Here is a 20,141-nt window from a genome sequence, read left to right on the forward strand (position 1 = left end):
AAGTATTCTTATAATTAAAGTTCGGTATTCATTTTAATCTAATGAAGCTGACAACCTTATTTAAAAATAAAAAATTGTCAAATTTAGTGGTAAAGCATATATTTGCCCGTTTTAAAAATTTGACCACAAAAAAAATATAAAATGCAAAACAAAGGATTAGTAAAATTATTTGCAATTTTGTTTGGATTGGTAAGTCTATACCAATTATCATTTACATTCAAAGCAAAGCAAATTGAAAACCAAGCAGAAGAAATTGCTATTAGTAAAATTTCAGATTCAGAAGTTGATTATCGTTCAAAGCGAAGTGCTGAAGAAACGAGCTATTTAGAGGCTATAGCAACCGATACAGTTTATGATATTTTAATTGCTGATTTCACTTATAATGAGGTGAAACAAAAAGCCATGAATCTTGGTTTAGATTTAAAAGGTGGTATTAATGTTATCTTGCAAGTTTCGGTTAAAGACATATTAAGCGGATTAGCAAATAACACTAAAGACCCAGTGTTTAATAAAGCCTTAGATGATGCTTCAGAGCTACAAAAGGATAGTCAAAACACGTATTTAGAAGATTTCTTTATTGCTTTTGATAAAATTAAAGGTGATACAAAATTAGCGTCTCCAGATATTTTTTATACGAAAGCCTTAGATGGTGAGATTAATGGTAACATGGCTGATGAAGAAGTTAAAGGGATTATCGAAACTAAAATAGACGAATCTATTGTTTCTGCTTTTGAAGTGATGCGTAAACGTATTGATGGTTTAGGTGTAACATCCCCGAATATTCAGCGTTTAGGGACGTCAGGTCGTATACTTATAGAGTTGCCAGGTGTGAAAGATGTAAAAAGAGCTGAAAAACTTTTTACTAATATGGCTCAATTAGAGTTTTGGGATGCTTATAAAGGCGAACAGTTTTTTAATTTTTTAGGACAAGCTAATGAAGTTTTAAAAGATATAGTAACACCTAAAGAAGAGGTTTCAGAACAAGAACCAAGTGATGAAGAAGATGCAACTGATTCTGCTATTGATGATCTTTTAGGAGATGCAACAACAGATTCTACAGAAGTTGCTACTGTAAACCCGATTTTCGATCTAATTAAAGGTCAAGGCTATCAAGGAGGACCAGTTATTGCAAGATTCGCAATAAAAGATAAAGTAACAGTTCTTAATTATTTAAACATGCCTCAAGTAAGAGCTTTACTTCCTGCAGAAATGCGTTATGCAAAATTTGTTTTTGGTAAACCTAAAAAGGGTAGTGAGATAATAGATTTATATGCTCTAATTGGTAATAGAAGTAATGCTCCAGAATTAAGTGGTGCTGTAATTACTGATGCAAGACAGGGTTACGAACAATCAGGTGTTTCTCCTAACGTATCAATGCAAATGAATTCAAAAGGAGCTAAGATTTGGGAAGAAATGACCGAAAAAGCTTATGCTCAAGGAAGTCAAATTGCTATTGTTTTAGATGATGTTGTTTATTCTGCTCCAGGAGTCACTACAGGACCAATATCTGGAGGTAGTTCTTCAATATCTGGAGATTTTACTTTAAATGAAGCGATTGATTTAGCTAACGTATTACGTGCAGGTAAATTACCAGCATCAGCAGATATTATATCAAGTACAGTAGTTGGACCATCTTTAGGTCAGGAAGCTATTGATAGCGGTAAAATGTCTTTCATGATTGCTTTAGCGCTAGTATTAATCTGGATGGTTTTCTATTACGGTAAAGCAGGTGGATTTGCAGATGTTGCTATGTTATTAAACATTCTTTTAATCTTCGGTATTTTATCTGGGTTAGGAGCAGTATTAACATTGCCTGGTATTGCAGGTATTGTATTAACAATAGGTATGTCGGTTGATGCGAATGTACTTATTTTTGAAAGAATTCGAGAAGAACTTTCTAAAGGTAAAGGACAAAAAGAAGCTATTAAAGATGGATTTAGTAATGCATTATCTTCAATATTAGATGCTAATATTACAACAGGTTTAACAGCTCTAATCTTATTTGTTTTCGGTACAGGACCAATTAAAGGGTTTGCAACTACCTTATTAATAGGTATTATGACTTCTTTGTTTACTGCAATCTTTATTACAAGGTTATTGGTTGATTGGTACGCAAATAGAGGAGGTAAATTAGATTTCTCTACAGCTATTACTAAAAATCTTTTTAGAAATATAAATATTGAATTCTTATCAAAACGTAAAATTGCTTATATCATTTCAGGAGCACTTATTGTAGTGAGTTTAGGTTCTTTATTTACAAACGGGTTAGATCAAGGTGTAGATTTTGTTGGAGGTAGAACATATCAAGTGCGTTTTGCACAAGACGTTAGTGCTTCAGAAATATCTAAAACTTTAGCAGACGCTTTTGGTAGTGCTGATGCTAAAACAGTGGGAGATGCCAATCAATTAAAAATTACAACTAAATATAAAGTAAACGAAGCAAGTGCTGAGGTAGATGAAGAAATAAGATTGAAATTGTATAATACATTGCAATCACATTTATCTGGTGTTAGCTACGAAGATTTTATAGATTTAAATGATGAGAATAAACAAGTTGGTTTAATGGAGTCTTTTAAAGTTAGTCCTACTATTGCCGATGATATTAAACAAGCATCATTTTGGGCTATTTTAGGTTCTTTAATTGTAGTCTTTCTTTATATATTATTCCGTTTTAAGAAATGGCAATATTCTCTTGGTGCAGTTGCAGCTGTATTCCATGATGTTGTAATTGTATTAGGGGTGTTCTCATTAACTTATAAGTTTATGCCATTTAGTATGGAAATAGATCAAGCATTTATTGCAGCTATTTTAACAGTGATTGGTTATTCATTAAATGATACCGTGGTAGTATTTGATAGAATTCGTGAGTTTTTTAATGAACATACTTCTTGGAAATTCGATAAAGTAGTAAATGTGTCATTAAGCAGTACTTTAAGTAGAACATTAAATACTTCATTAACAACTTTAGTAGTGTTGTTAGCTATCTTTGTTTTTGGTGGTGATTCTATTAGAGGATTTATGTTTGCATTGATAGTAGGTGTAGTGGTAGGAACTTATTCGTCTCTATTTATAGCAACACCAATTATGTATGATACTGTAAAGAAGTTAGAAGATAAGAAGAAAAGTTAAAAAATCTTTTTAGATAATTAAAAGTCTTATATCTTCTGGGTGTAAGGCTTTTTTTGTTAGTGATTTTTAGTGAATAAAAAGAACTCGAATAATTACACTTTTGAGGCTTTAATGAATATAGCTAATTTCAAAAGAAGTTAAAGCTTTGGCTCTTTTTATACGGGTAAGTGTAGGTTTAAATGTCTACCGAAACATTTATAGATTTTAACAAAGAGAAAGAAAGGGATGTTAAGTTGTTTCAAAAAAGAGATCAGGCTTTAGCTTGGTTAGATGAGCGGTAACTAGTATTTTTTTTCAAACGTTTTAGTTTCTTTATAAAGTAAATATAGAGTCAAATTCTTGTTCATCTCTTAATTAAACGTAAATTTGCACCTTCAAAAAACATACCATGACAGAATTTATTAGAAAGCGTGCAGCTAATGCAAAAAACGATATTTTAAGTGGAATTACTGTTGCTTTAGCTTTAGTGCCCGAAGCAGTAGCTTTTGCTTTTGTGGCAGGAGTAGATCCTCTAGTAGGTTTATATGCTGCTTTTATGATTGGTTTAATTACGTCTGTTTTTGGTGGAAGGCCAGGAATGATTAGTGGAGCAACAGGTGCTTTAGCAGTTGTAATGGTAAGTCTAGTAGCTGAAGGAAATGCTATGGGGGCAGAAGGTGAAAGTTTGGGGCTTTATTATTTATTTGCAACTGTTATATTAATGGGGATTATACAAATGTTAGCAGGTGTTTTTAAACTTGGTAAGTTTGTGCGTTTGATACCACATCCAGTAATGATGGGATTTGTAAACGGTTTAGCCATTGTTATATTCTTATCGCAATTAGGGATGTTTAAAGATGCTAGTGGTTTATGGTTTGAAGGTGCTCAATTATGGGTAATGGTAGCACTTGTGCTATTAACTATGATGATTATGTTTGGGTTGCCTAAGCTAACTAAAAAATTACCAGAGGCATTAGTTGCAATATTGGTAGTTTCTGCTATTGTTATTTTTGGAAATTTAGATGTTGCTACTGTCGGTAGTTTTATACGTGATGGAGGCGGAGAAGGTTTAAAAGGTGGTTTACCTCAATTTCAAACAGACATATTTAACAAAGTGCCTTTTAATTGGCAAACTATAAAATTCATTGGGCCTTATGCTTTAATATTAGCAGCAATTGGTTTAATTGAGTCTTTAATGACTTTAAATCTTGTAGATGAATTAACAGAAACAAGGGGTAATACAAATAGAGAATGTTTAGCACAAGGTGGTGCAAATATTATTACAGGTTTTTTTGGAGGTATGGGAGGTTGTGCCATGATAGGACAATCTTTAATTAATATAAAAGGAGGCGGTAGAGGAAGGCTTTCGGGTATTGTAGCTGCTGTTTTGTTATTGGTGTTTATTCTTTTTGCATCCGGACTTATAGAACAAGTACCAATAGCAGCGTTAGTAGGCGTTATGTTTATGGTAGTAATAGGGACTTTTGCTTGGAGTAGTTTTAGGATTTTAAATAAAATACCATTAAGTGATGTGATTGTTTTAGTGGCTGTTTCTTCATTAACGGTTATTTTCGATCTAGCAATTGCTGTTATTGCTGGTGTAATTATTAGTGCTTTGGTATTTTCTTGGGAAAACGCAAAACGTATTAGAGCTCGTAAACGTATGCGTGAAGATGGTACAAAAGTTTACGAAATATGGGGACCTTTATTTTTTGGATCGATATTAGCATTTAATGATAAATTTGATGTAAAAAATGACCCCGAAAAAGTTGAGGTAGATTTTGTTGAATCTAGAATAAGCGATCACTCTGCAATTGAAGCGGTTTTTAATTTGGTAAATAAGTATGAAGAGGCAGGCAAACAAATTAAATTAAAGCACTTAAGTGAAGATTGTAAAATATTGTTATATAAATCTAGTCCTAAATTTAGAGAAGTTATAGTTGAGGCTATTGACGATCCTCGTTATCATTTAGCTGAAAACCCTGAGGCTTTTACTAAAGGGCTTTCTGAATATAAATTTTAATTAGTAAATATGTTTATCGTAAATATTACTTATAAGGTGTCTTTAGATATTATAGATAAGCATTTAAAAGATCATGTAGAATATCTAGATGAACAATATGCCGTTGGGAATTTCATAGCCTCAGGAAGAAAAATTCCAAGAACGGGAGGTGTTATTTTAAGTAATCTATCTAATAAAAAGGAATTATTGAAAATTCTAGAAAAAGATCCTTTTAGTATTCATGATTTGGCTAACTATAAAATAACAGAATTTATACCAAGCAAAACGTCTGAAGCACTTAAGTTTTTGATTAAGTAAAACTTGAATTTAAAATACTTATCGCATCGGTCTTTTTAGTTGTTCTTTAACACGCTCAAAAGATTTTTTACTAGCACGTTCCCATTTGTAAATGGTATGCTTTTTTTCTTTATTGACTTCACGCTTTTTTGCAGTTTCACGCATTTGTGTTACCCAATTAAAACGTTTTTTAATCACGGTTTTAATAATGTCATCTTCATAACCAATACTTTCTAATGCATTTAAAGCAGCAATTGATACGTTTTGAACTTTATCGCGTATAGCAATAAGAAGCGCTGGAATAGAAGACGGTTTCCCAATTTGTTCTAAAGCTTCAGCAGCTAATTGTCTTGTTTTGTAGTTTCCAAATTTTAAAGCATATTCCAGTTTTTCAACATCATTATTCTGCATCCAAAAGTTAATTGTACTCTCAGATGGCTGAATTAATTTCAGTTTAAAAAGTATATATGTAATTTGATATAACATGAACTTTAAAATATAACCATTTACTCGAAAAAAACTCCTCGAAGCTTTGCTTCGCGGTTTCCGTTGAAATTGTCATTCCCGTGAAAACGGGAATCTAAAATAACAGAATTTCGATTTTTGAACTAAAATGATAAATAGAACCGTAGAAATATTTCTTTAGAAACAGTTCGTTTATAGTTGGTTTAAAGAAATTCTTTATTTATTAGTATAGAATAAGTAAGAAATGTTACAAAGTTCAAGTTTATTTCACGCGCACACTATCAGGAACCAACTTGGTATAATCACCATTATTTTTAATAACATCTCGTACAATGGAAGAGGAGATATGCGAAGTGTTAGCCGAAGTTAATAGAAAAACAGTTTCAATAGGAGCAAGGTCTCTATTGGTATATGCAATAGCCTTTTCAAACTCAAAATCGGCAGGATTACGTAAACCACGTAAAATAAATTCAACACCAATTTCTTTGCAAAACTCAACAGTTAAGCCAGTGTATGTAACTGCTTTTACCTTAGGTTCATTGGCAAAAGATTTTTCAATAAAAGCTTTACGTTGTTCTAAAGAGAACATATATTTTTTAGAGCCGTTTACACCAATGGCTACAATAATTTCATCAAAGAGTGGAATGCCACGTTTTATAATATCGTAGTGTCCTTTTGTTAGCGGATCAAAAGATCCTGGGAAAATAGCTCTGTTCATTTTTTAAAATTACAATTTTTATTTCAAAGCCTCTTCAATAGCATTGTCAAATAAATCACTCATGCTAATTCCTGCAGCAGCAGCTTGTTGAGGTAGTATGCTTTCTTGAGTTAAGCCTGGTACAGTATTCATTTCTAATAAATGAGGTTCATTATCTTTAAAAATAAACTCGCTTCTAGAAAAGCCTTTCATTTTTAAAACTTCATAAACCTTTTTTGCAACGGTATTTACTTTAGTTTCTTGTTCTGTTGTTAAGCGTGCAGGTGTTATTTCTTGTGATTTTCCTAAATACTTAGCTTCATAATCAAAAAAATCATTTTCACTAACAATTTCAGTAATAGGTAGCACTTTTGTGTTGCCTTTATAGGTTATAACGCCAACAGAAACTTCGGTACCATCTAAAAACGATTCAATAATAATTTCATCATCTTCTTTAAAAGCAACTTCAATGGCATTTTTTAAATCTTCTTTTTTATGCACTTTAGTAACACCAAAACTACTACCTGCTTTATTGGCTTTTACAAAACAAGGCAAGTCTACTTTTGCAATAATAGCATCTTCATTTATAGCATCGCCTAGGTTTAGGAAAAACGATTCGGCAGTTTTTATACCGTAGGGTTTTAATATACTTAAGCAATCGCGCTTATTAAAGGTAACGCTAGCTTGATACATGTCGCAGCTTGTGTGCGGAATATTTAAAAGTTCAAAATAGCCTTGCATAAATCCGTCTTCACCAGGCGAACCATGAATGGCATTAAAAACACAATCGAATGTAATTTTAGAGTTGTTTATAGTTGCCGAAAAATCATTTTTATCAATAGGGAATTCGGCATCATTAGTATCTACATAAACCCATTTGTCTTTAAAAATATGAATTCTATAAGCATCATACTTAGCTTTGTCTAAATTTTCAAAAACAACGTTTCCGCTTTTTAAAGAGATTTGATATTCACTAGAATATCCTCCCATAATAATGGCTATATTTTTTTTCATTCAGATACTTGTATTTTTTCATTTCCTCAAAGGAGGGAATCTTTTTAATCACTTTTTTTATTATTGATAGTAAAAATATGAATGTTAGTTTAATACTGTTTAAAATAAGTTCTGCTGCGCGTTAGGGATTGCAGTGGAAAGCCCACAGCGACCGATAGGGAAGCGAGGACTTGCAACGTAAAGCCCGACCCTTGTGGTAACGCCCAAAACATTAAAACTTTAAACCGTAAATACTAATTGACTTTATTTACAACCAAAAACCAACAATAAACCGTATCTATTATTAGTTAAGCTAAAATATCATATATATTGCAAAAGAAAAAACAGTTCTGTTTTTATATATTTGCCTAATTGAAAATTCTATAGATGAGTATTATTAAATTCCTTACTAGTAAAACATTTTTAAAGCAAATTCTATTAGCTGTTGTGGCATTGGTAGTTATATGCTTTATGGCGTTAAAGTGGTTAAACGTATCAACAAACCATGGCGATTTTGAGACAGTACCAGATTTAACAGGAAAGTCTATTAGCGTTGCTAAAATAGAATTGAACGAGAATAATTTGGTTATGCAAATTCAAGATTCTGCAAATTTTAACCCAGATTACCCTAAGTTTTCGGTTATAGAGCAAGAACCGCCAGCAGGAACAAAAGTAAAAGAAGATAGAAAAATATATTTAACACTAAATCCGTCAGGTTATAGAAAATTAGGAGTTCCAGATTTAAGAGAACGTACTTTTAGACAAGCTAAACCTACCTTAGAAGCTCTTGGTTTTAGAGTTGGAAAGCTTACTTATATAGATAATATTGGGAAAGATTTAGTGCTAAAAATGACTTATAAAGAAAAAACCATACAACCCGGAGATAAACTAGCTAAAACATCTGTAATAGATTTGGTACTTGGTAATGGAAATAGACCATAAAAATGGAAGATTATACACCTCAATTACCAAACGAAGACAATCTCTACGAGCATCATGCTTTTATAGTAGATAAAGGACAAACGCCATTACGTATAGATAAATACTTAATGAATTTTGTTGAAAACGCAACTCGAAGTAAAATTCAAGCAGCAGCAAAAGACGGAAGTATTTATGTAAACAATATTCCTGTAAAATCTAACTACAAAGTAAAACCCTTTGATGAAATTAAAGTATTGTTTGCACATCCACCATTCGAGAATTTATTGGTAGGTGAAGATATTCCACTTGATGTGGTTTATGAAGACGATGAGCTTTTGGTAGTTAATAAACCAGCAGGCATTGTTGTGCATCCAGGTCATGGAAATTACTCAGGAACACTTATAAATGCTTTAATTTATAGGTTCGATAATTTACCTAATAACTCGAGTGAACGTCCTGGTTTAGTACATAGAATTGATAAAGATACAAGCGGACTTTTAGTGGTTGCTAAAACCGAAACCGCTATGGCGCATTTGTCGGCACAGTTTGCAAATAAAACCAGCGAACGCGAATATGTAGCTATTGTTTGGGGTAATATGACCGACGATGAAGGTACTATAGAAGGTAATATTGGACGTCACCCAAAAAACAGATTACAAAACACGGTATATCTAGATGATGAAGCCGATAAAGGCAAACCAGCCGTTACACATTACAAAGTTTTAGAGCGCTTAGGCTATGTTACTTTAGTGTCTTGTAAGCTGGAAACAGGACGTACGCACCAAATACGTGTGCACATGAAATACATTGGGCATACCTTGTTTAACGACGAACGTTACGGCGGTGAAAAAGTGTTAAAAGGAACTACCTTTACTAAATACAAACAGTTTGTAGATAATTGTTTTAAAGTGTTGCCAAGACAAGCTTTACACGCCAAAACATTGGGTTTTGTACATCCTAAAACAGGAGAGTTTTTAAAATTTGAGACACCTATTCCAGACGATATGCAACAATGTATAGAAAAGTGGAGAACCTATTCTAAACATCAAGGCGCATAGTAACATCATTTAAATACAGAATAAGTGTTAATATTTTTGGGAGTTAACCCGCAAGGAATTAGGGTTTATTCGTTGGTTAGTATTTTTAAATATTGAACTCATGAATATAAATATTTTACAACTCCCTTACCAATGAAGAAATTGGCAGATCTTAAACATGTCATTCAATTACTAATTTATAAATTATATTAAACAAGAAATTTTAGTCATTTCGAAGATAGATAGGAGAAATCATATTTGTTTAAGTTTATCTAAATCAAATATTAATATTTTATGTAGATTTATATCAAGTTAAGTACCTTTTTCCATATTTCATTACTTACAGGTATACCATTTTTTAAATTTTTAGCACGTGTTTGTAAGGTGCGTTCTCCTGGGTAATACGTTTTGTCTCCAGTGTGCATAGGCTCTACATCGTGTGTGTAATTAATAATTTCGTTAAGCAGAGTTTCTTGTATGTTTTTATCATTAAAAGCTTCAGGAGCTATACAAAGAAATATTTGAGATACGCCCGTTTCAAATTCTTTTTGGCCGACTTTATATGTTGAGTTTCCTGCCGACAGTAATGTGGCTAGCATATCTAAAATCATTGAAAGCGCAGAACCTTTCCAATAACCAATAGGTAAGCCACGTTCTTTTTGTAAAATCTTTTCAGGATCGTTAGACAGATTGTCGTCAGCATCCCAACCGCCAGGGTAAGGAAGTTTTTCTCCTTTAAGTTTATACTCATTAATTTTTCCGAAAGAGAATTGAGAAATTGCCATATCTAGCACAACATGACCAGATTCTCGAGGTATGGATATTATAAAAGGATTGTTACCAATGCGACTATCTTTTCCGCCCCAAGGTGGCATATTGGGTTTTGTATTCGTAAAAAGTATAGAAATACAACCTGCATTTGCTGCTTGCCAACCATAAGCGCCACCTCGCATCCAGTGGTTGGTGTTGCGTAAGGCTACTAAGCCCATGCCATGTGTTTTAGCTAATTCTATAGCTCGGGCGGTACATTTTTTTGCGTTAATAATACCAGCGCCATGGTTACCATCCCATCGTTCTATACTACCAAAAGCTTCTGCTTTCTCAGCTTCGGTATCAATATTTATAATACCTTCTTCTAAATATTTAATAAAAAGTGGTATCCTATTAATACCATGTGAATTCACACCATCTAAAGTGTTTTCTGCAAATACTTTGGCTATTACTTTGGCTTTTGATTCTGAGAATTTATACTTTAAAAATAGCTTATAAAGTACATTCTTCATTTCTTTAAATGAGATGTTTGTGGTTGATTTTGTCATTCGTTTAATTTGCTTATTAATACAATATGATACAGCAAAGCGAAGTTAGTTTTTTTTAAATTATATAACGGAAAGTGATTTTTAATAATGATAGAACTATAAAAAGTCCTTATTCAAGAATAAAAATTATCATTTTAAATAACGCATAAATTATATATAGCTAAACTATATTTGAAGTATGAGAATAAAAGAAATCATACTTTTTACTAATAACATTGAAAGGCAAAAACAGTTTTATCAAAATGTTTTAGACCTAGAATTGGTTTATAATTCTGAAGAAAAAATTTCTTTTAATACACAAGAAAGTATTTTAACTTTTGAATACAAAAAGGAAATAAAACCATCTCATATCGCATTTAATATTTATTCAAATAAAATTGAAGAAGCGCTTTCTTGGTTAAAAAAGAGAGTAACAATTTTACCCGATGGAGATAATCTTATATCCGATTTTAAAAGTTGGAATTCAAAAGCCATTTATTTTTACGATGCCGATAAAAATATTGTTGAGTTTATTGCAAGACATAATTTAGAATTAAATAGTACATCTTTTTTTTCATCAAAGTCTATTCTTTCAATTAGCGAAATAGCTATTGCTACTACCAATATTGAAACTGTTTATAATACTATAAATAATATAAAACCAATCTCTGTTTTTGATGGTGATTTTTCTAGGTTCTGTGCATTAGGAAATGACGAAGGATTATTCATTTTAATAAATAAATCGGTTAAAAAATGGCATCCAACACAAGAAGATGCGTTTATATCAAACTTCATAATAAAAGGCGATTATAACTTTAGTTTTATAAATGGAGAAATAAAAGAATTGTCGTAATTTAGATATTTTAAAAATATAATATAGATACATGAAATTAGTATTATCGCCTGCAAAATCACTCGATTTTGAAACGCCATTGACAACAACTCAATATACCGAATCTAGTTTTTTATCACAATCAGAGCGTATTAATAAGTTACTTAAAAGTAAATCGGCAAATAGTTTATCAAAACTTATGAGTATTTCTGATGCTTTAGGACGATTAAATTTTCAGCGTAATCAAGATTGGAAATTGCCTTTTACACCAGAAAATGCACGACCTGCTATGTATGCTTTTAGTGGCGATGTTTACAAAGGGCTTGATGCGTATACAATTCCTCAAGAAAAATTAGATGCGGCACAAAATACCATTCGTATTCTTTCTGGTTTGTATGGCTTGTTAAAACCAACCGATTTAATTCAGCCGTATCGATTAGAAATGGGAACTAAATTCCCTGTTGGTAGAAACAAAAACTTATACGAGTTTTGGAAAGAACCAATTACCAATGCTTTAAATGAAGAATTAGAAGATGGCGAGCTGTTTTTAAACTTAGCGAGTAATGAATATTTTAAAGCCATAGATACAAAAAAGTTGAAAGTACCTGTAATTACTGCAAACTTTAAAGATTTTAAAAATGGCAAGTATAAAATTATTTCGTTTTATGCTAAAGCGGCGAGAGGTTTAATGACACGTTATATTATAGATAACAATGCACAAACTATTGAAGATTTAAAAGGCTTTAATTACGAAGGCTATGGTTTTAGTGAAGACATGTCTACTGATACAGATTTAGTTTTTATTAGATAATTTTGTTGATGCTTTCATAGAAAATTTTAATTTTAATGGAAATAAATTTACATGCTTTACTACTTATTAATTGCTTTGAAAGTTTATTGCATATATCATGCATACAAAAATAACAGTCCTTATTATTGGTATTTTCTAATATTTATTATTCCGTTTGGTTCTATAATTTATCTAATAATTCATGTTTATAATAAACGTGATGCAGAAAAAATTACGTCTGAAATTACTAATATCATCAACCCAACTAAAAAGATAAAGGATTTAGAAAAGCAACTTCAGTTTTCAGAATCGTATCAAAACAGAGTCAATTTAGCAGATGCTTATTTAGGTATAAAAGATTTTAATAATGCAATTACTCATTATTTAGAATCTATAGAAGGCAATTTACAAAACGATTTTTATGTTTTTAAACAACTTATAGAGTGTTATTTTAATATTGAAGATTATGAAAAAGTTGTTTTGTATGCCGAAAAAATTAAAGATCACCTAGAATTCAAGAAATCTAGAACACAGTTTATTTACGGACTAGCTTTAGAAAAAATAGGTAGAGTAGAAGAAGCTGAAGACAACTTAAAAGCCATAGATATACGTTACTCTTTTTATAATGAACGCATAATTTATGCTAAGTTTTTATATGCTAAAGGCGAAATAGAGGCAGCTAAAGAGGTTTTAGAGGAAATTAAAACTGAGTCATTACACATGACAAAACCAAACAAAAGGCTTTATAGAGTTGCCGTACAAGAAGCTGAAATGCTTTTAAAGAACTACAATGTTTCTTCATAAACATCCATACAAACCTTTTATAAAGGAAAATACAAAGAAGCTCATAGTGGGAACATTACCGCCGCCACGATTTTCTACAGGGCAACTTTTAGAAAAGGATGTCGATTTTTGTTACGGAAGTTATTACAATTCACTTTGGTTGTTTGTTGATAAAATTCATAATTTGAATTTGCGTTACGATAATTCAGTTGAAGCTATAGAAGAACGAAAGCAGTTTTTAATACAGCATAAAATAGGCGTTTGCGATATTGTAGAAAGTTGTGAGCGCGATAAAATTGATGCGTCCGATTTGGGGATGAAAAATGTTAGGCTTCGAAATATTATTTCGTATTTACAAGAAAACCCTAGTATTGATACCTTATTATTTACTGGTGGAAATAGTAAAAATGGACCAGAATATTTTTTTAGAAGGCATATTAAAGAATTTGGAATAAAGTTACAAGTTGTTTCAAATGAAGTACCACGAATACATGAGTTTAAATTACCTGTTGTAAGTGATAAAATAAATCAATCTCATGAATTAAAACGAACCATAAAAACAGTGTCTTTAACATCTGGTTCTGGAGCTGCTAATATTTCAATAAGTAGAATACCTTTGTACAAACAATTAAAAGCTAAAAACCCTAAATTTAATACGTTTGATTTTAGAGTACTTCAGTATCAGGAGTTTTTGTGATTATTTATAGCAAACAGGAATAATTTCGCCTTTGGCTAAACAATATTTTTCTATCGCTTCCGCGGAAAGTGTTGCGGTATAATCAACTTCTTCAACTTTAAAACCAATATGTCTTAATTTATTGAAGTAATCGCGACCATAAACACGAACATGGTCATATTGTCCAAATATTTTAGCACGCTCCTTTTTGTCTGTGATGCTATCATCTTCAAAAGTGGTTTCACGAGATAAATCTTGAGGAATTTGAAATATGCCCATACCACCTGGTTTTAAAACACGATACAGTTCTTGCATCGCTTTCGTATCGTCAGGAATGTGTTCTAAAACATGATTACAAAAAATCACATCATAACTATTATCCTTAAAAGGAAGATTACAAATATCTGCTTTTACATCAGCAATAGGAGAGAGCAAGTCTGTTGTTGTATAATCAAGGTTTTTTAGGTTTCTAAAACGTTTTAAAAAGCATTGTTCTGGTGCAAAATGAAGGACTTTTTTTTCAGCAGAAAACAAATCGGTTTCATTATTTAAATATAGCCAAAGTAATCTGTGGCGCTCCAAACTTAAAGTTGAAGGTGATAATACATTGTTACGTTGGGTTCCGTATCCGTAAGGCAAAAATGTTTTGAAACTTTTACCATCAATAGGATCTGTAAATGTGTTCCCTTTTAAAAATAATGCTAAAATAGGGCGGATAAGATAGCTCAACCTAATTAATAAAGGTCTAGGGATAATATTTAATATGAGTTTGAATAACTTTTTCATAGTTGTTTCACTGAGGATCTCAGAGAGTCACAGAGTCTCAATGAATTTCAGTGTTATAATCACAACACTAAAGCTTCTTTTCTAAATTCATCTTCTTCATTAGAGGTAATGCCTAAAGCATCATATATATAAGCAAATGTAGAAAGTAATTCTGGTTTACCATCAACAATAGCAACATCGTGCTCAAAGTGTGCGCTTGGTTTATTGTCTAAAGTCGTAATAGTCCAACCATCTCTGTGTTGTTTTATGCGGTGAGTTCCTAAGTTAATCATAGGTTCGATAGCAACTACCATACCTTCTGCAAATTTTTTGCCTCGTCCACGCTTTCCGTAGTTAGGCATTTCTGGGTCTTCATGCATTTTTCTGCCTAAACCATGACCTACTAATTCTCTAACAACACCATATCCATGATCTTCACAATATTTTTGAATAGCATAACCAACATCGCCAACACGATTATTAATTTTGAATTCTTTAATACCTACGTATAAAGATTCTTTTGTTACTTGAAGTAATTTTTCTGTTTCATGTGCAATCTCTCCAACAGCAAATGTGTATGCGTGATCGCCATAAAAGTCATTTTTTAAAGCACCACAATCTATAGAAATAATATCACCTTCAACAAGTGGTTCACTATTAGGAATTCCATGAACTACTTGAGTGTTCGGACTCATGCAAAGCGTATTAGGAAAATCGTAAAGACCTAAAAAACCAGGTATAGCACCGTGGTCTCTTATATGTTCTTCTGCAATTTTATCAAGTTGTAAGGTGGTTACACCTGGTTTAATTGCTTTTGCAACTTCACCTAATGTTTTAGATACAATTAAAGCACTTTCGCGCATTAATTCTATTTCTTCTCGGGTTTTTATAACTATCATGTTTCAAAAAAATAATGGCAAAGATACTTAAAATAGAACGATTGCCTCAAGTTGGTTTTTTTTAAGAATTATTTTAAAAAACTAAAAAAGCCTTTCTTTTTTTCTTTTATAGGAGGTGTTGTATTTGTTAGCATTTGATATATTTCTCCCCAACCTAAAAATCCGCCAATATTTCTATCGTCTATAAATAAATCGGCATGAATTTTTCTACTAATATCATTCGTATATTCTTCTTCTGGAAAACTGTTATTTACAGAATAGAAAAAGACGCCATTATCTTCACAGAATTTAACAGCGTCTTCTAATTTGTCTTCACATCTATATGTCCATAAAATAAGGCGATGCCCTTCTTCTTGCAACTTTTTTAAAGTTTCGAAAGCAAAAATCTTGGGTTTTCCTATTTTAGGATAAGCATCTTCAACTATGGTGCCATCAAAATCTATGGCAATGATAAGTTGTTTGTTAAAATTCATTTAAATTAAATGACTTGCGTTTACACAAAAGTACAATAATTTCTTTTTAGCATTTTATATTAATGGGAAACGTGTCATGGCTTCAGGTTGTTCAACGCCTATTAATTTTAGGATAGTTGGAGCAACATCACCTAATACGCCATCTTTAATTTCTTTTAAGTCGTTATCAATTAATATAACAGGTACAGGATTTGTTGTGTGTGCTGTGTTTGGGCTGCCATCTGGGTTAATCATAGTTTCACAATTTCCGTGATCAGCAATTAATATGGTAGTGTAGCCGTTTTCTAGCCCCGTTGTAATAACGTCTTTAGCACAAGCATCAACAGCTTCACAAGCTTTAATGGCAGCTTCCATAATACCCGTATGGCCAACCATATCTCCGTTTGCAAAATTTAAGCATACAAAATCAGCTTCACCTTTTTTAAGATCTTCAACAAGAGCATCACGCAATTCATAAGCGCTCATTTCTGGTTGTAAATCGTAAGTAGCAACTTTTGGCGAATTTTTTAAAATACGCGATTCACCTTCAAAAGGGGTTTCTTGACCGCCAGAAAAGAAAAACGTTACGTGTGGATATTTTTCTGTTTCGGCAATTCTAATTTGTTTTTTACCGTTTATAGATAGTACTTCACCAAGTGTTTCGGTAATATTATCTTTATTAAAAATGACTTTAATGTCTTTAAAAGCATCACTGTAATTAGTAATTGTAACATAATATAAGTCGATTTTTTCAGTATCATATTCTGGAAAATCTTTCTGATTTAGCATGTCTGTTAATTCACGACCTCTATCTGTTCTGAAGTTGTAAAAGATAACAACATCATCTTTTTCTACTTTGGCAACAGGTTCATTATTGTTATCTGTTAGAATTAAAGGTTTGATGAACTCATCAGTAATATCTTCATCATAAAAAGATTGTATTGAAGCTGTTGCATTCGATGTTTTTGTACCTACACCATTTGCTATAGCATCATAAGCTAATTTTACGCGTTCCCAACGGTTATCTCTGTCCATGGCATAATAGCGACCTGTTATAGTTGCTATTTTTGTGTTTGTGCCTTCAATATAGTTTTCTAAATCGGAAACATAACCTTTTCCAGATTTAGGGTCTACATCACGACCATCTGTAAAAGCGTGTACATAAGAATTAACACCAGCTTTATTTGCAGCATCAATAAATCCTTTTAAATGACTTGTGTGTGCATGCACACCACCATCACTTAATAATCCTAAAAAGTGTACATTTTTATTATTATCTGAAGCATATTTAAGGGCATCAACTAATACTTTTTCGTCTTTTAAAGTATCTTTTTCAATGGCAAGGTTAATTTTTGCCAAATCTTGATATACAATACGTCCAGCGCCAAGATTCATATGCCCTACTTCACTATTTCCCATTTGCCCTTCTGGTAAACCTACATGTAAACCATCGGTCCTTAAGGTTGCGAAAGGGTATTTTTTATATAAAGAATCTATGAAAGGTGTATTGGCATGATCGATAGCTGAAACTTTTGGGTCTGGTGAATTTCCCCAGCCATCAAGTATCATTAAGATAACTTTTTTATTCATTTTTGTTGAAATTTTATTGTAAAACAAAGATAAAGAAGTTTGTTCTGTTACGGTGTATAAAACCTTGCAAAAAGCTAATATTTTTAGGCTTTTAGAGAGTGTTTAAAAAAAGAATGGTTACGTTAAAAAAATGTGAATGAAACGTTAAAAATATATTATAAACTGTTTTTTCTGTAACAGATTAAAATGGTTGTCGTCTTTTATAGTATATCAAAATAAATCATTAATCAAAAACAAATTAAAATCATTCATCATGAAAAAATCAATCATTATTTCCGCAATCGCATTATGCTTTTCAATAGTATCTGTAAATGCAACACCTATTAACAAAACTGTAAATACAAATATTGAAGAATATTATTCAGTAAAAGTCAACTCATTTTGTGTTTCAATTGCAAAAGGCGATGTGGAAACTGTAAAAAAATTATTAGCAAGAGGAGAAAGTGTAAACGAAAAATCTAATGGCATGACACCAATTATGTATGCTGCAAAGTATAATAGAACAGAGATTTTAAAACTTTTAATTTCAAAAGGAGCTAATTTAAAAGCAAAATCTAATAAAGGGATGACAGCCTTAAAATATGCACAGTTACACGGAGCTCATGAAGCTAAAGCTATTATTAAAGAGGCCTTAGCTGCTAAAAAGAAAAAATAATTATAAAGAAATATATAGTTATTTTGAGTTAGTCACTCGTTAAAGCCTTGTTTGTCAAGGCTTTTTTATGTTATAATGTTTTTTGCATAAGATAATGCACACCAATATCTTTTATCTTAAAAGGAGATCCTATAATTTGATAGTCATTTTTTTTGTAAAAATTAACGGCTATTTCTCTAGCGTTACACCAAATAGTATTTATGCCTTTGTTTTTAAGATATAATTCTCCATAATTTAAAATAGTTTTTCCAAACCCAAAGCTTTGAAATGTTTTTAAAATAGCCATACCTCGAAGTTGGTATTGTGAAGTTTCATAAATTAAATCTTGATTATTTTTAAAAAATGAACAAACTCCAATTAATTCATTTTTCACAAAAATCCCTATGTGAATGGTTGTGTCAAAATTATCACCATCAAAAACACAAGATTCTAAAGGTTTTCCAGCTCTTAAAACAGGTTGTCTTACTTGGTAAGTGGCTTTAGCATTAATTATTTTTATTAAATAATCTTTTTCTTTTATCATAATCAATGTAATAAAATCAAACTTAAACAAAATTATTATCTTCACGTAAAAAACAATCAATGTCATTTAGGTTTGAAATTATAGATAAGGAACTTATAAATATGGTGGTTCCTTTGGTTGAAAAATTAAATAATAACAGAGTGTCTTATGAAGTTTTAGAACAGCGTTTTTCTGAAATGAAAGATCAAAATTACGAATGTGCTGTTATTTATGATGATGATAAATTAATAGGTGTTTGTGGCTTATGGTTTTGTACTAGGCACTATTCAGGAAAAAGTGTCGAGCCAGATCACGTTTATATAGATGAATCTTATAGAGGAAAAGGGCTAGGGAAGACATTTTTTAAGTGGATTTATAATTATGTAAAAGAAAATAAAGGTTGCGAAGCAGTAGAACTAAACACCTATGTTGCTAATGCTCCGTCACATAAGTTTTATTTTAATGAAGGCTTTAAAATTTTAGGTTTTCATTTTTTAAAAACCTTATAATTTTTCTTGCATTTTAAGAAATAGATTATATATTTGTACCCGCTAATGCGAGAGTAGCTCAGTTGGTAGAGCGTCAGCCTTCCAAGCTGAATGTCGCCAGTTCGAACCTGGTCTCTCGCTCTTAAAAGCTTCATAGAAATATGGAGCTTTTTTTATTTTAAAGTATTTAATTCTGCGCCCGTTTCAACTTCATAAGGCGTTTTATTATATTCAAAAATGCGTGCTGTTAATGTTCCTTTTAAAATAATGGAATCATTTTGTACATTTAGCCAACTACCTTCTCTTAAACCAACAACAGGTTGCGTATTAAAATTATGAAATTCTTTAATTCTAGTTTCTCTAGTTTCTCCCATATGCTTACTACTAGTGTCTGGATCTAAATAATGAGGATTAATGTTAAAAGGAACAATTGCTAATGCATTAAAGCTAGGCGGATATACAATAGGCATATCGTTGGTGGTTTTTATAGTTAGTCCACAAATATTACTTCCAGCACTTGTGCCTAAGTATGGCGTACCATTATTAATAGTAGATTGTAAAGGGGTAATGAGTTTTTTTTTATATAATTGGTAGGTGAGTTCAAAGGTGTTTCCTCCTCCAACAAAAATAGCTTCAGCGTTTTCTATAGCTTCAATTGGGTTTTCATATTCATGTATACCTGTAATCGTTTTATTAATTTTTAAAAAAGCCTTTTTTGCTATTTGCGTATAATTATCATGTGATAAACCACCGGGTCTTGCATAAGGTATAAAAAGGATGGTTTTAGTGTTTTTAAAAAATAATTCTAAATCGTTTAAAATGTATTCTAAATATCCACTTCCATGAGTGGTTGAGGTACTTGCAATAATAATTTGTCGCATATTTAATTCT

At 31.5% G+C, this 20,141-nt stretch carries 21 protein-coding genes and 1 tRNA gene; 12 read left to right on the forward strand and 10 right to left on the reverse strand.

Going from position 1 to position 20,141, the window contains the following annotated elements; translation table 11 throughout:
- Window positions 1-141 precede the first annotated feature (141 nt).
- From secDF to ACH5TW_RS13195, 3 genes are all read left to right on the forward strand, one after another.
- A complete protein-coding gene (secDF, locus tag ACH5TW_RS13185; protein WP_439336966.1) occupies window positions 142-3,129 on the forward strand; it encodes a protein translocase subunit SecDF in 2,988 nt (995 codons plus the stop codon).
- Window positions 3,130-3,517: 388 nt separating this feature from the next.
- Window positions 3,518-5,131, forward strand: coding sequence for a SulP family inorganic anion transporter (locus ACH5TW_RS13190; protein WP_439336967.1), 1,614 nt, complete (start codon window positions 3,518-3,520; stop codon window positions 5,129-5,131).
- 9 nt (window positions 5,132-5,140) lie between these two features.
- Window positions 5,141-5,428 (forward strand): YciI family protein, encoded by a 288-nt coding sequence (locus tag ACH5TW_RS13195; RefSeq protein WP_439336968.1) that lies wholly within the window; start codon window positions 5,141-5,143, stop codon window positions 5,426-5,428.
- Between the two features lie 18 nt (window positions 5,429-5,446).
- Here ACH5TW_RS13195 and ACH5TW_RS13200 read toward each other — a convergent pair whose 3' ends face one another.
- From ACH5TW_RS13200 to ACH5TW_RS13210, 3 genes are all read right to left on the reverse strand, one after another.
- The gene (locus ACH5TW_RS13200; protein ID WP_439336969.1) at window positions 5,447-5,893 is read right to left on the reverse strand and encodes a HEAT repeat domain-containing protein; all 447 of its coding nucleotides are present in this window, start codon (window positions 5,891-5,893) and stop codon (window positions 5,447-5,449) included.
- A gap of 241 nt (window positions 5,894-6,134) precedes the next feature.
- A complete protein-coding gene (gene coaD, locus ACH5TW_RS13205) occupies window positions 6,135-6,590 on the reverse strand; it encodes a pantetheine-phosphate adenylyltransferase (protein ID WP_439336970.1) in 456 nt (151 codons plus the stop codon).
- 18 nt (window positions 6,591-6,608) lie between these two features.
- On the reverse strand, window positions 6,609-7,583 hold the full coding sequence (locus ACH5TW_RS13210) for a D-alanine--D-alanine ligase (RefSeq protein ID WP_439336971.1): 975 nt from the start codon (window positions 7,581-7,583) through the stop codon (window positions 6,609-6,611).
- Window positions 7,584-7,949: 366 nt separating this feature from the next.
- On the opposite strand from ACH5TW_RS13210, the gene ACH5TW_RS13215 reads away from it, so the two are divergent.
- Both ACH5TW_RS13215 and ACH5TW_RS13220 read left to right on the forward strand, forming a co-directional pair.
- Window positions 7,950-8,504: a PASTA domain-containing protein gene (locus ACH5TW_RS13215; RefSeq protein ID WP_439336972.1), complete on the forward strand. Its 555-nt coding sequence runs from the start codon at window positions 7,950-7,952 to the stop codon at window positions 8,502-8,504.
- Window positions 8,505-8,506: 2 nt separating this feature from the next.
- Entirely contained in the window at window positions 8,507-9,541 is a 1,035-nt protein-coding gene (locus ACH5TW_RS13220; protein WP_439336973.1) for an RluA family pseudouridine synthase, read from the forward strand.
- Between the two features lie 281 nt (window positions 9,542-9,822).
- Here ACH5TW_RS13220 and yiaK read toward each other — a convergent pair whose 3' ends face one another.
- On the reverse strand, window positions 9,823-10,839 hold the full coding sequence (gene yiaK / locus ACH5TW_RS13225) for a 3-dehydro-L-gulonate 2-dehydrogenase (RefSeq protein WP_439336974.1): 1,017 nt from the start codon (window positions 10,837-10,839) through the stop codon (window positions 9,823-9,825).
- Between the two features lie 178 nt (window positions 10,840-11,017).
- On the opposite strand from yiaK, the gene ACH5TW_RS13230 reads away from it, so the two are divergent.
- Genes ACH5TW_RS13230 through ACH5TW_RS13245 form a run of 4 tightly spaced genes read left to right on the forward strand, consistent with a single transcriptional unit; the run spans window position 11,018 to window position 13,920 of the window.
- Window positions 11,018-11,671 (forward strand): VOC family protein, encoded by a 654-nt coding sequence (locus ACH5TW_RS13230; RefSeq protein WP_439336975.1) that lies wholly within the window; start codon window positions 11,018-11,020, stop codon window positions 11,669-11,671.
- 31 nt (window positions 11,672-11,702) lie between these two features.
- A complete protein-coding gene (yaaA, locus tag ACH5TW_RS13235) occupies window positions 11,703-12,461 on the forward strand; it encodes a peroxide stress protein YaaA (RefSeq protein ID WP_439336976.1) in 759 nt (252 codons plus the stop codon).
- A gap of 51 nt (window positions 12,462-12,512) precedes the next feature.
- Complete coding sequence (locus ACH5TW_RS13240) at window positions 12,513-13,244, forward strand: hypothetical protein (RefSeq protein ID WP_439336977.1); 732 nt, start codon at window positions 12,513-12,515, stop codon at window positions 13,242-13,244.
- Window positions 13,231-13,920, forward strand: coding sequence for a uracil-DNA glycosylase family protein (locus ACH5TW_RS13245; RefSeq protein WP_439336978.1), 690 nt, complete (start codon window positions 13,231-13,233; stop codon window positions 13,918-13,920). Before ACH5TW_RS13240 ends, ACH5TW_RS13245 begins: the two co-directional genes overlap by 14 nt.
- Here ACH5TW_RS13245 and ACH5TW_RS13250 read toward each other — a convergent pair whose 3' ends face one another.
- The 4 genes from ACH5TW_RS13250 to gpmI all read right to left on the reverse strand — a co-directional run bounded on the left by ACH5TW_RS13250 (window position 13,921) and on the right by gpmI (window position 17,605).
- Window positions 13,921-14,685, reverse strand: coding sequence for a class I SAM-dependent methyltransferase (locus ACH5TW_RS13250; protein ID WP_439336979.1), 765 nt, complete (start codon window positions 14,683-14,685; stop codon window positions 13,921-13,923).
- A gap of 59 nt (window positions 14,686-14,744) precedes the next feature.
- On the reverse strand, window positions 14,745-15,563 hold the full coding sequence (map, locus tag ACH5TW_RS13255; protein ID WP_439336980.1) for a type I methionyl aminopeptidase: 819 nt from the start codon (window positions 15,561-15,563) through the stop codon (window positions 14,745-14,747).
- Window positions 15,564-15,631: 68 nt separating this feature from the next.
- Window positions 15,632-16,036 (reverse strand): BT0820 family HAD-type phosphatase, encoded by a 405-nt coding sequence (locus ACH5TW_RS13260; RefSeq protein ID WP_439336981.1) that lies wholly within the window; start codon window positions 16,034-16,036, stop codon window positions 15,632-15,634.
- 54 nt (window positions 16,037-16,090) lie between these two features.
- A complete protein-coding gene (gene gpmI / locus ACH5TW_RS13265; protein WP_439336982.1) occupies window positions 16,091-17,605 on the reverse strand; it encodes a 2,3-bisphosphoglycerate-independent phosphoglycerate mutase in 1,515 nt (504 codons plus the stop codon).
- A 253-nt stretch (window positions 17,606-17,858) separates the two neighbouring features.
- Here gpmI and ACH5TW_RS13270 point away from each other — a divergent pair, with 253 nt between their 5' ends.
- Window positions 17,859-18,260 carry an ankyrin repeat domain-containing protein gene (locus ACH5TW_RS13270; RefSeq protein ID WP_439336983.1) on the forward strand — a complete coding sequence of 134 codons (402 nt, stop codon included), beginning with the start codon at window positions 17,859-17,861 and terminating at the stop codon, window positions 18,258-18,260.
- Between the two features lie 70 nt (window positions 18,261-18,330).
- On the opposite strand, the gene ACH5TW_RS13275 is transcribed toward ACH5TW_RS13270, so the two are convergent.
- On the reverse strand, window positions 18,331-18,783 hold the full coding sequence (locus ACH5TW_RS13275) for a GNAT family N-acetyltransferase (RefSeq protein ID WP_439336984.1): 453 nt from the start codon (window positions 18,781-18,783) through the stop codon (window positions 18,331-18,333).
- Window positions 18,784-18,842: 59 nt separating this feature from the next.
- Between ACH5TW_RS13275 and ACH5TW_RS13280 the strand changes: the two genes are divergently transcribed.
- Window positions 18,843-19,271: a GNAT family N-acetyltransferase gene (locus tag ACH5TW_RS13280; protein ID WP_439336985.1), complete on the forward strand. Its 429-nt coding sequence runs from the start codon at window positions 18,843-18,845 to the stop codon at window positions 19,269-19,271.
- 47 nt (window positions 19,272-19,318) lie between these two features.
- Window positions 19,319-19,391: transfer RNA gene (locus ACH5TW_RS13285), tRNA-Gly, on the forward strand.
- Between the two features lie 32 nt (window positions 19,392-19,423).
- Here ACH5TW_RS13285 and pepE read toward each other — a convergent pair.
- A complete protein-coding gene (gene pepE, locus ACH5TW_RS13290) occupies window positions 19,424-20,131 on the reverse strand; it encodes a dipeptidase PepE (RefSeq protein ID WP_439336986.1) in 708 nt (235 codons plus the stop codon).
- Between the last annotated feature and the right edge of the window lie 10 nt (window positions 20,132-20,141).

The organism is Thalassobellus sediminis, from assembly GCF_044386045.1.
GTDB lineage: Bacteria > Bacteroidota > Bacteroidia > Flavobacteriales > Flavobacteriaceae > Thalassobellus > Thalassobellus sediminis.

Excerpts from the sequence above, each read along its gene's own strand:
- secDF (WP_439336966.1), top strand. The coding sequence starts at position 142 with ATGCAAAACAAAGGATTAGTAAAATTATTTGCAATTTTGTTTGGATTG.
- ACH5TW_RS13190 (WP_439336967.1), top strand. The coding sequence starts at position 3,518 with ATGACAGAATTTATTAGAAAGCGTGCAGCTAATGCAAAAAACGATATT.
- ACH5TW_RS13195 (WP_439336968.1), top strand. The coding sequence starts at position 5,141 with ATGTTTATCGTAAATATTACTTATAAGGTGTCTTTAGATATTATAGAT.
- ACH5TW_RS13200 (WP_439336969.1), bottom strand. The coding sequence starts at position 5,893 with ATGTTATATCAAATTACATATATACTTTTTAAACTGAAATTAATTCAG.
- coaD (WP_439336970.1), bottom strand. The coding sequence starts at position 6,590 with ATGAACAGAGCTATTTTCCCAGGATCTTTTGATCCGCTAACAAAAGGA.
- ACH5TW_RS13210 (WP_439336971.1), bottom strand. The coding sequence starts at position 7,583 with ATGAAAAAAAATATAGCCATTATTATGGGAGGATATTCTAGTGAATAT.
- ACH5TW_RS13215 (WP_439336972.1), top strand. The coding sequence starts at position 7,950 with ATGAGTATTATTAAATTCCTTACTAGTAAAACATTTTTAAAGCAAATT.
- ACH5TW_RS13220 (WP_439336973.1), top strand. The coding sequence starts at position 8,507 with ATGGAAGATTATACACCTCAATTACCAAACGAAGACAATCTCTACGAG.
- yiaK (WP_439336974.1), bottom strand. The coding sequence starts at position 10,839 with ATGACAAAATCAACCACAAACATCTCATTTAAAGAAATGAAGAATGTA.
- ACH5TW_RS13230 (WP_439336975.1), top strand. The coding sequence starts at position 11,018 with ATGAGAATAAAAGAAATCATACTTTTTACTAATAACATTGAAAGGCAA.
- yaaA (WP_439336976.1), top strand. The coding sequence starts at position 11,703 with ATGAAATTAGTATTATCGCCTGCAAAATCACTCGATTTTGAAACGCCA.
- ACH5TW_RS13240 (WP_439336977.1), top strand. The coding sequence starts at position 12,513 with ATGCTTTACTACTTATTAATTGCTTTGAAAGTTTATTGCATATATCAT.
- ACH5TW_RS13245 (WP_439336978.1), top strand. The coding sequence starts at position 13,231 with ATGTTTCTTCATAAACATCCATACAAACCTTTTATAAAGGAAAATACA.
- ACH5TW_RS13250 (WP_439336979.1), bottom strand. The coding sequence starts at position 14,685 with ATGAAAAAGTTATTCAAACTCATATTAAATATTATCCCTAGACCTTTA.
- map (WP_439336980.1), bottom strand. The coding sequence starts at position 15,563 with ATGATAGTTATAAAAACCCGAGAAGAAATAGAATTAATGCGCGAAAGT.
- ACH5TW_RS13260 (WP_439336981.1), bottom strand. The coding sequence starts at position 16,036 with ATGAATTTTAACAAACAACTTATCATTGCCATAGATTTTGATGGCACC.
- gpmI (WP_439336982.1), bottom strand. The coding sequence starts at position 17,605 with ATGAATAAAAAAGTTATCTTAATGATACTTGATGGCTGGGGAAATTCA.
- ACH5TW_RS13270 (WP_439336983.1), top strand. The coding sequence starts at position 17,859 with ATGAAAAAATCAATCATTATTTCCGCAATCGCATTATGCTTTTCAATA.
- ACH5TW_RS13275 (WP_439336984.1), bottom strand. The coding sequence starts at position 18,783 with ATGATAAAAGAAAAAGATTATTTAATAAAAATAATTAATGCTAAAGCC.
- ACH5TW_RS13280 (WP_439336985.1), top strand. The coding sequence starts at position 18,843 with ATGTCATTTAGGTTTGAAATTATAGATAAGGAACTTATAAATATGGTG.
- pepE (WP_439336986.1), bottom strand. The coding sequence starts at position 20,131 with ATGCGACAAATTATTATTGCAAGTACCTCAACCACTCATGGAAGTGGA.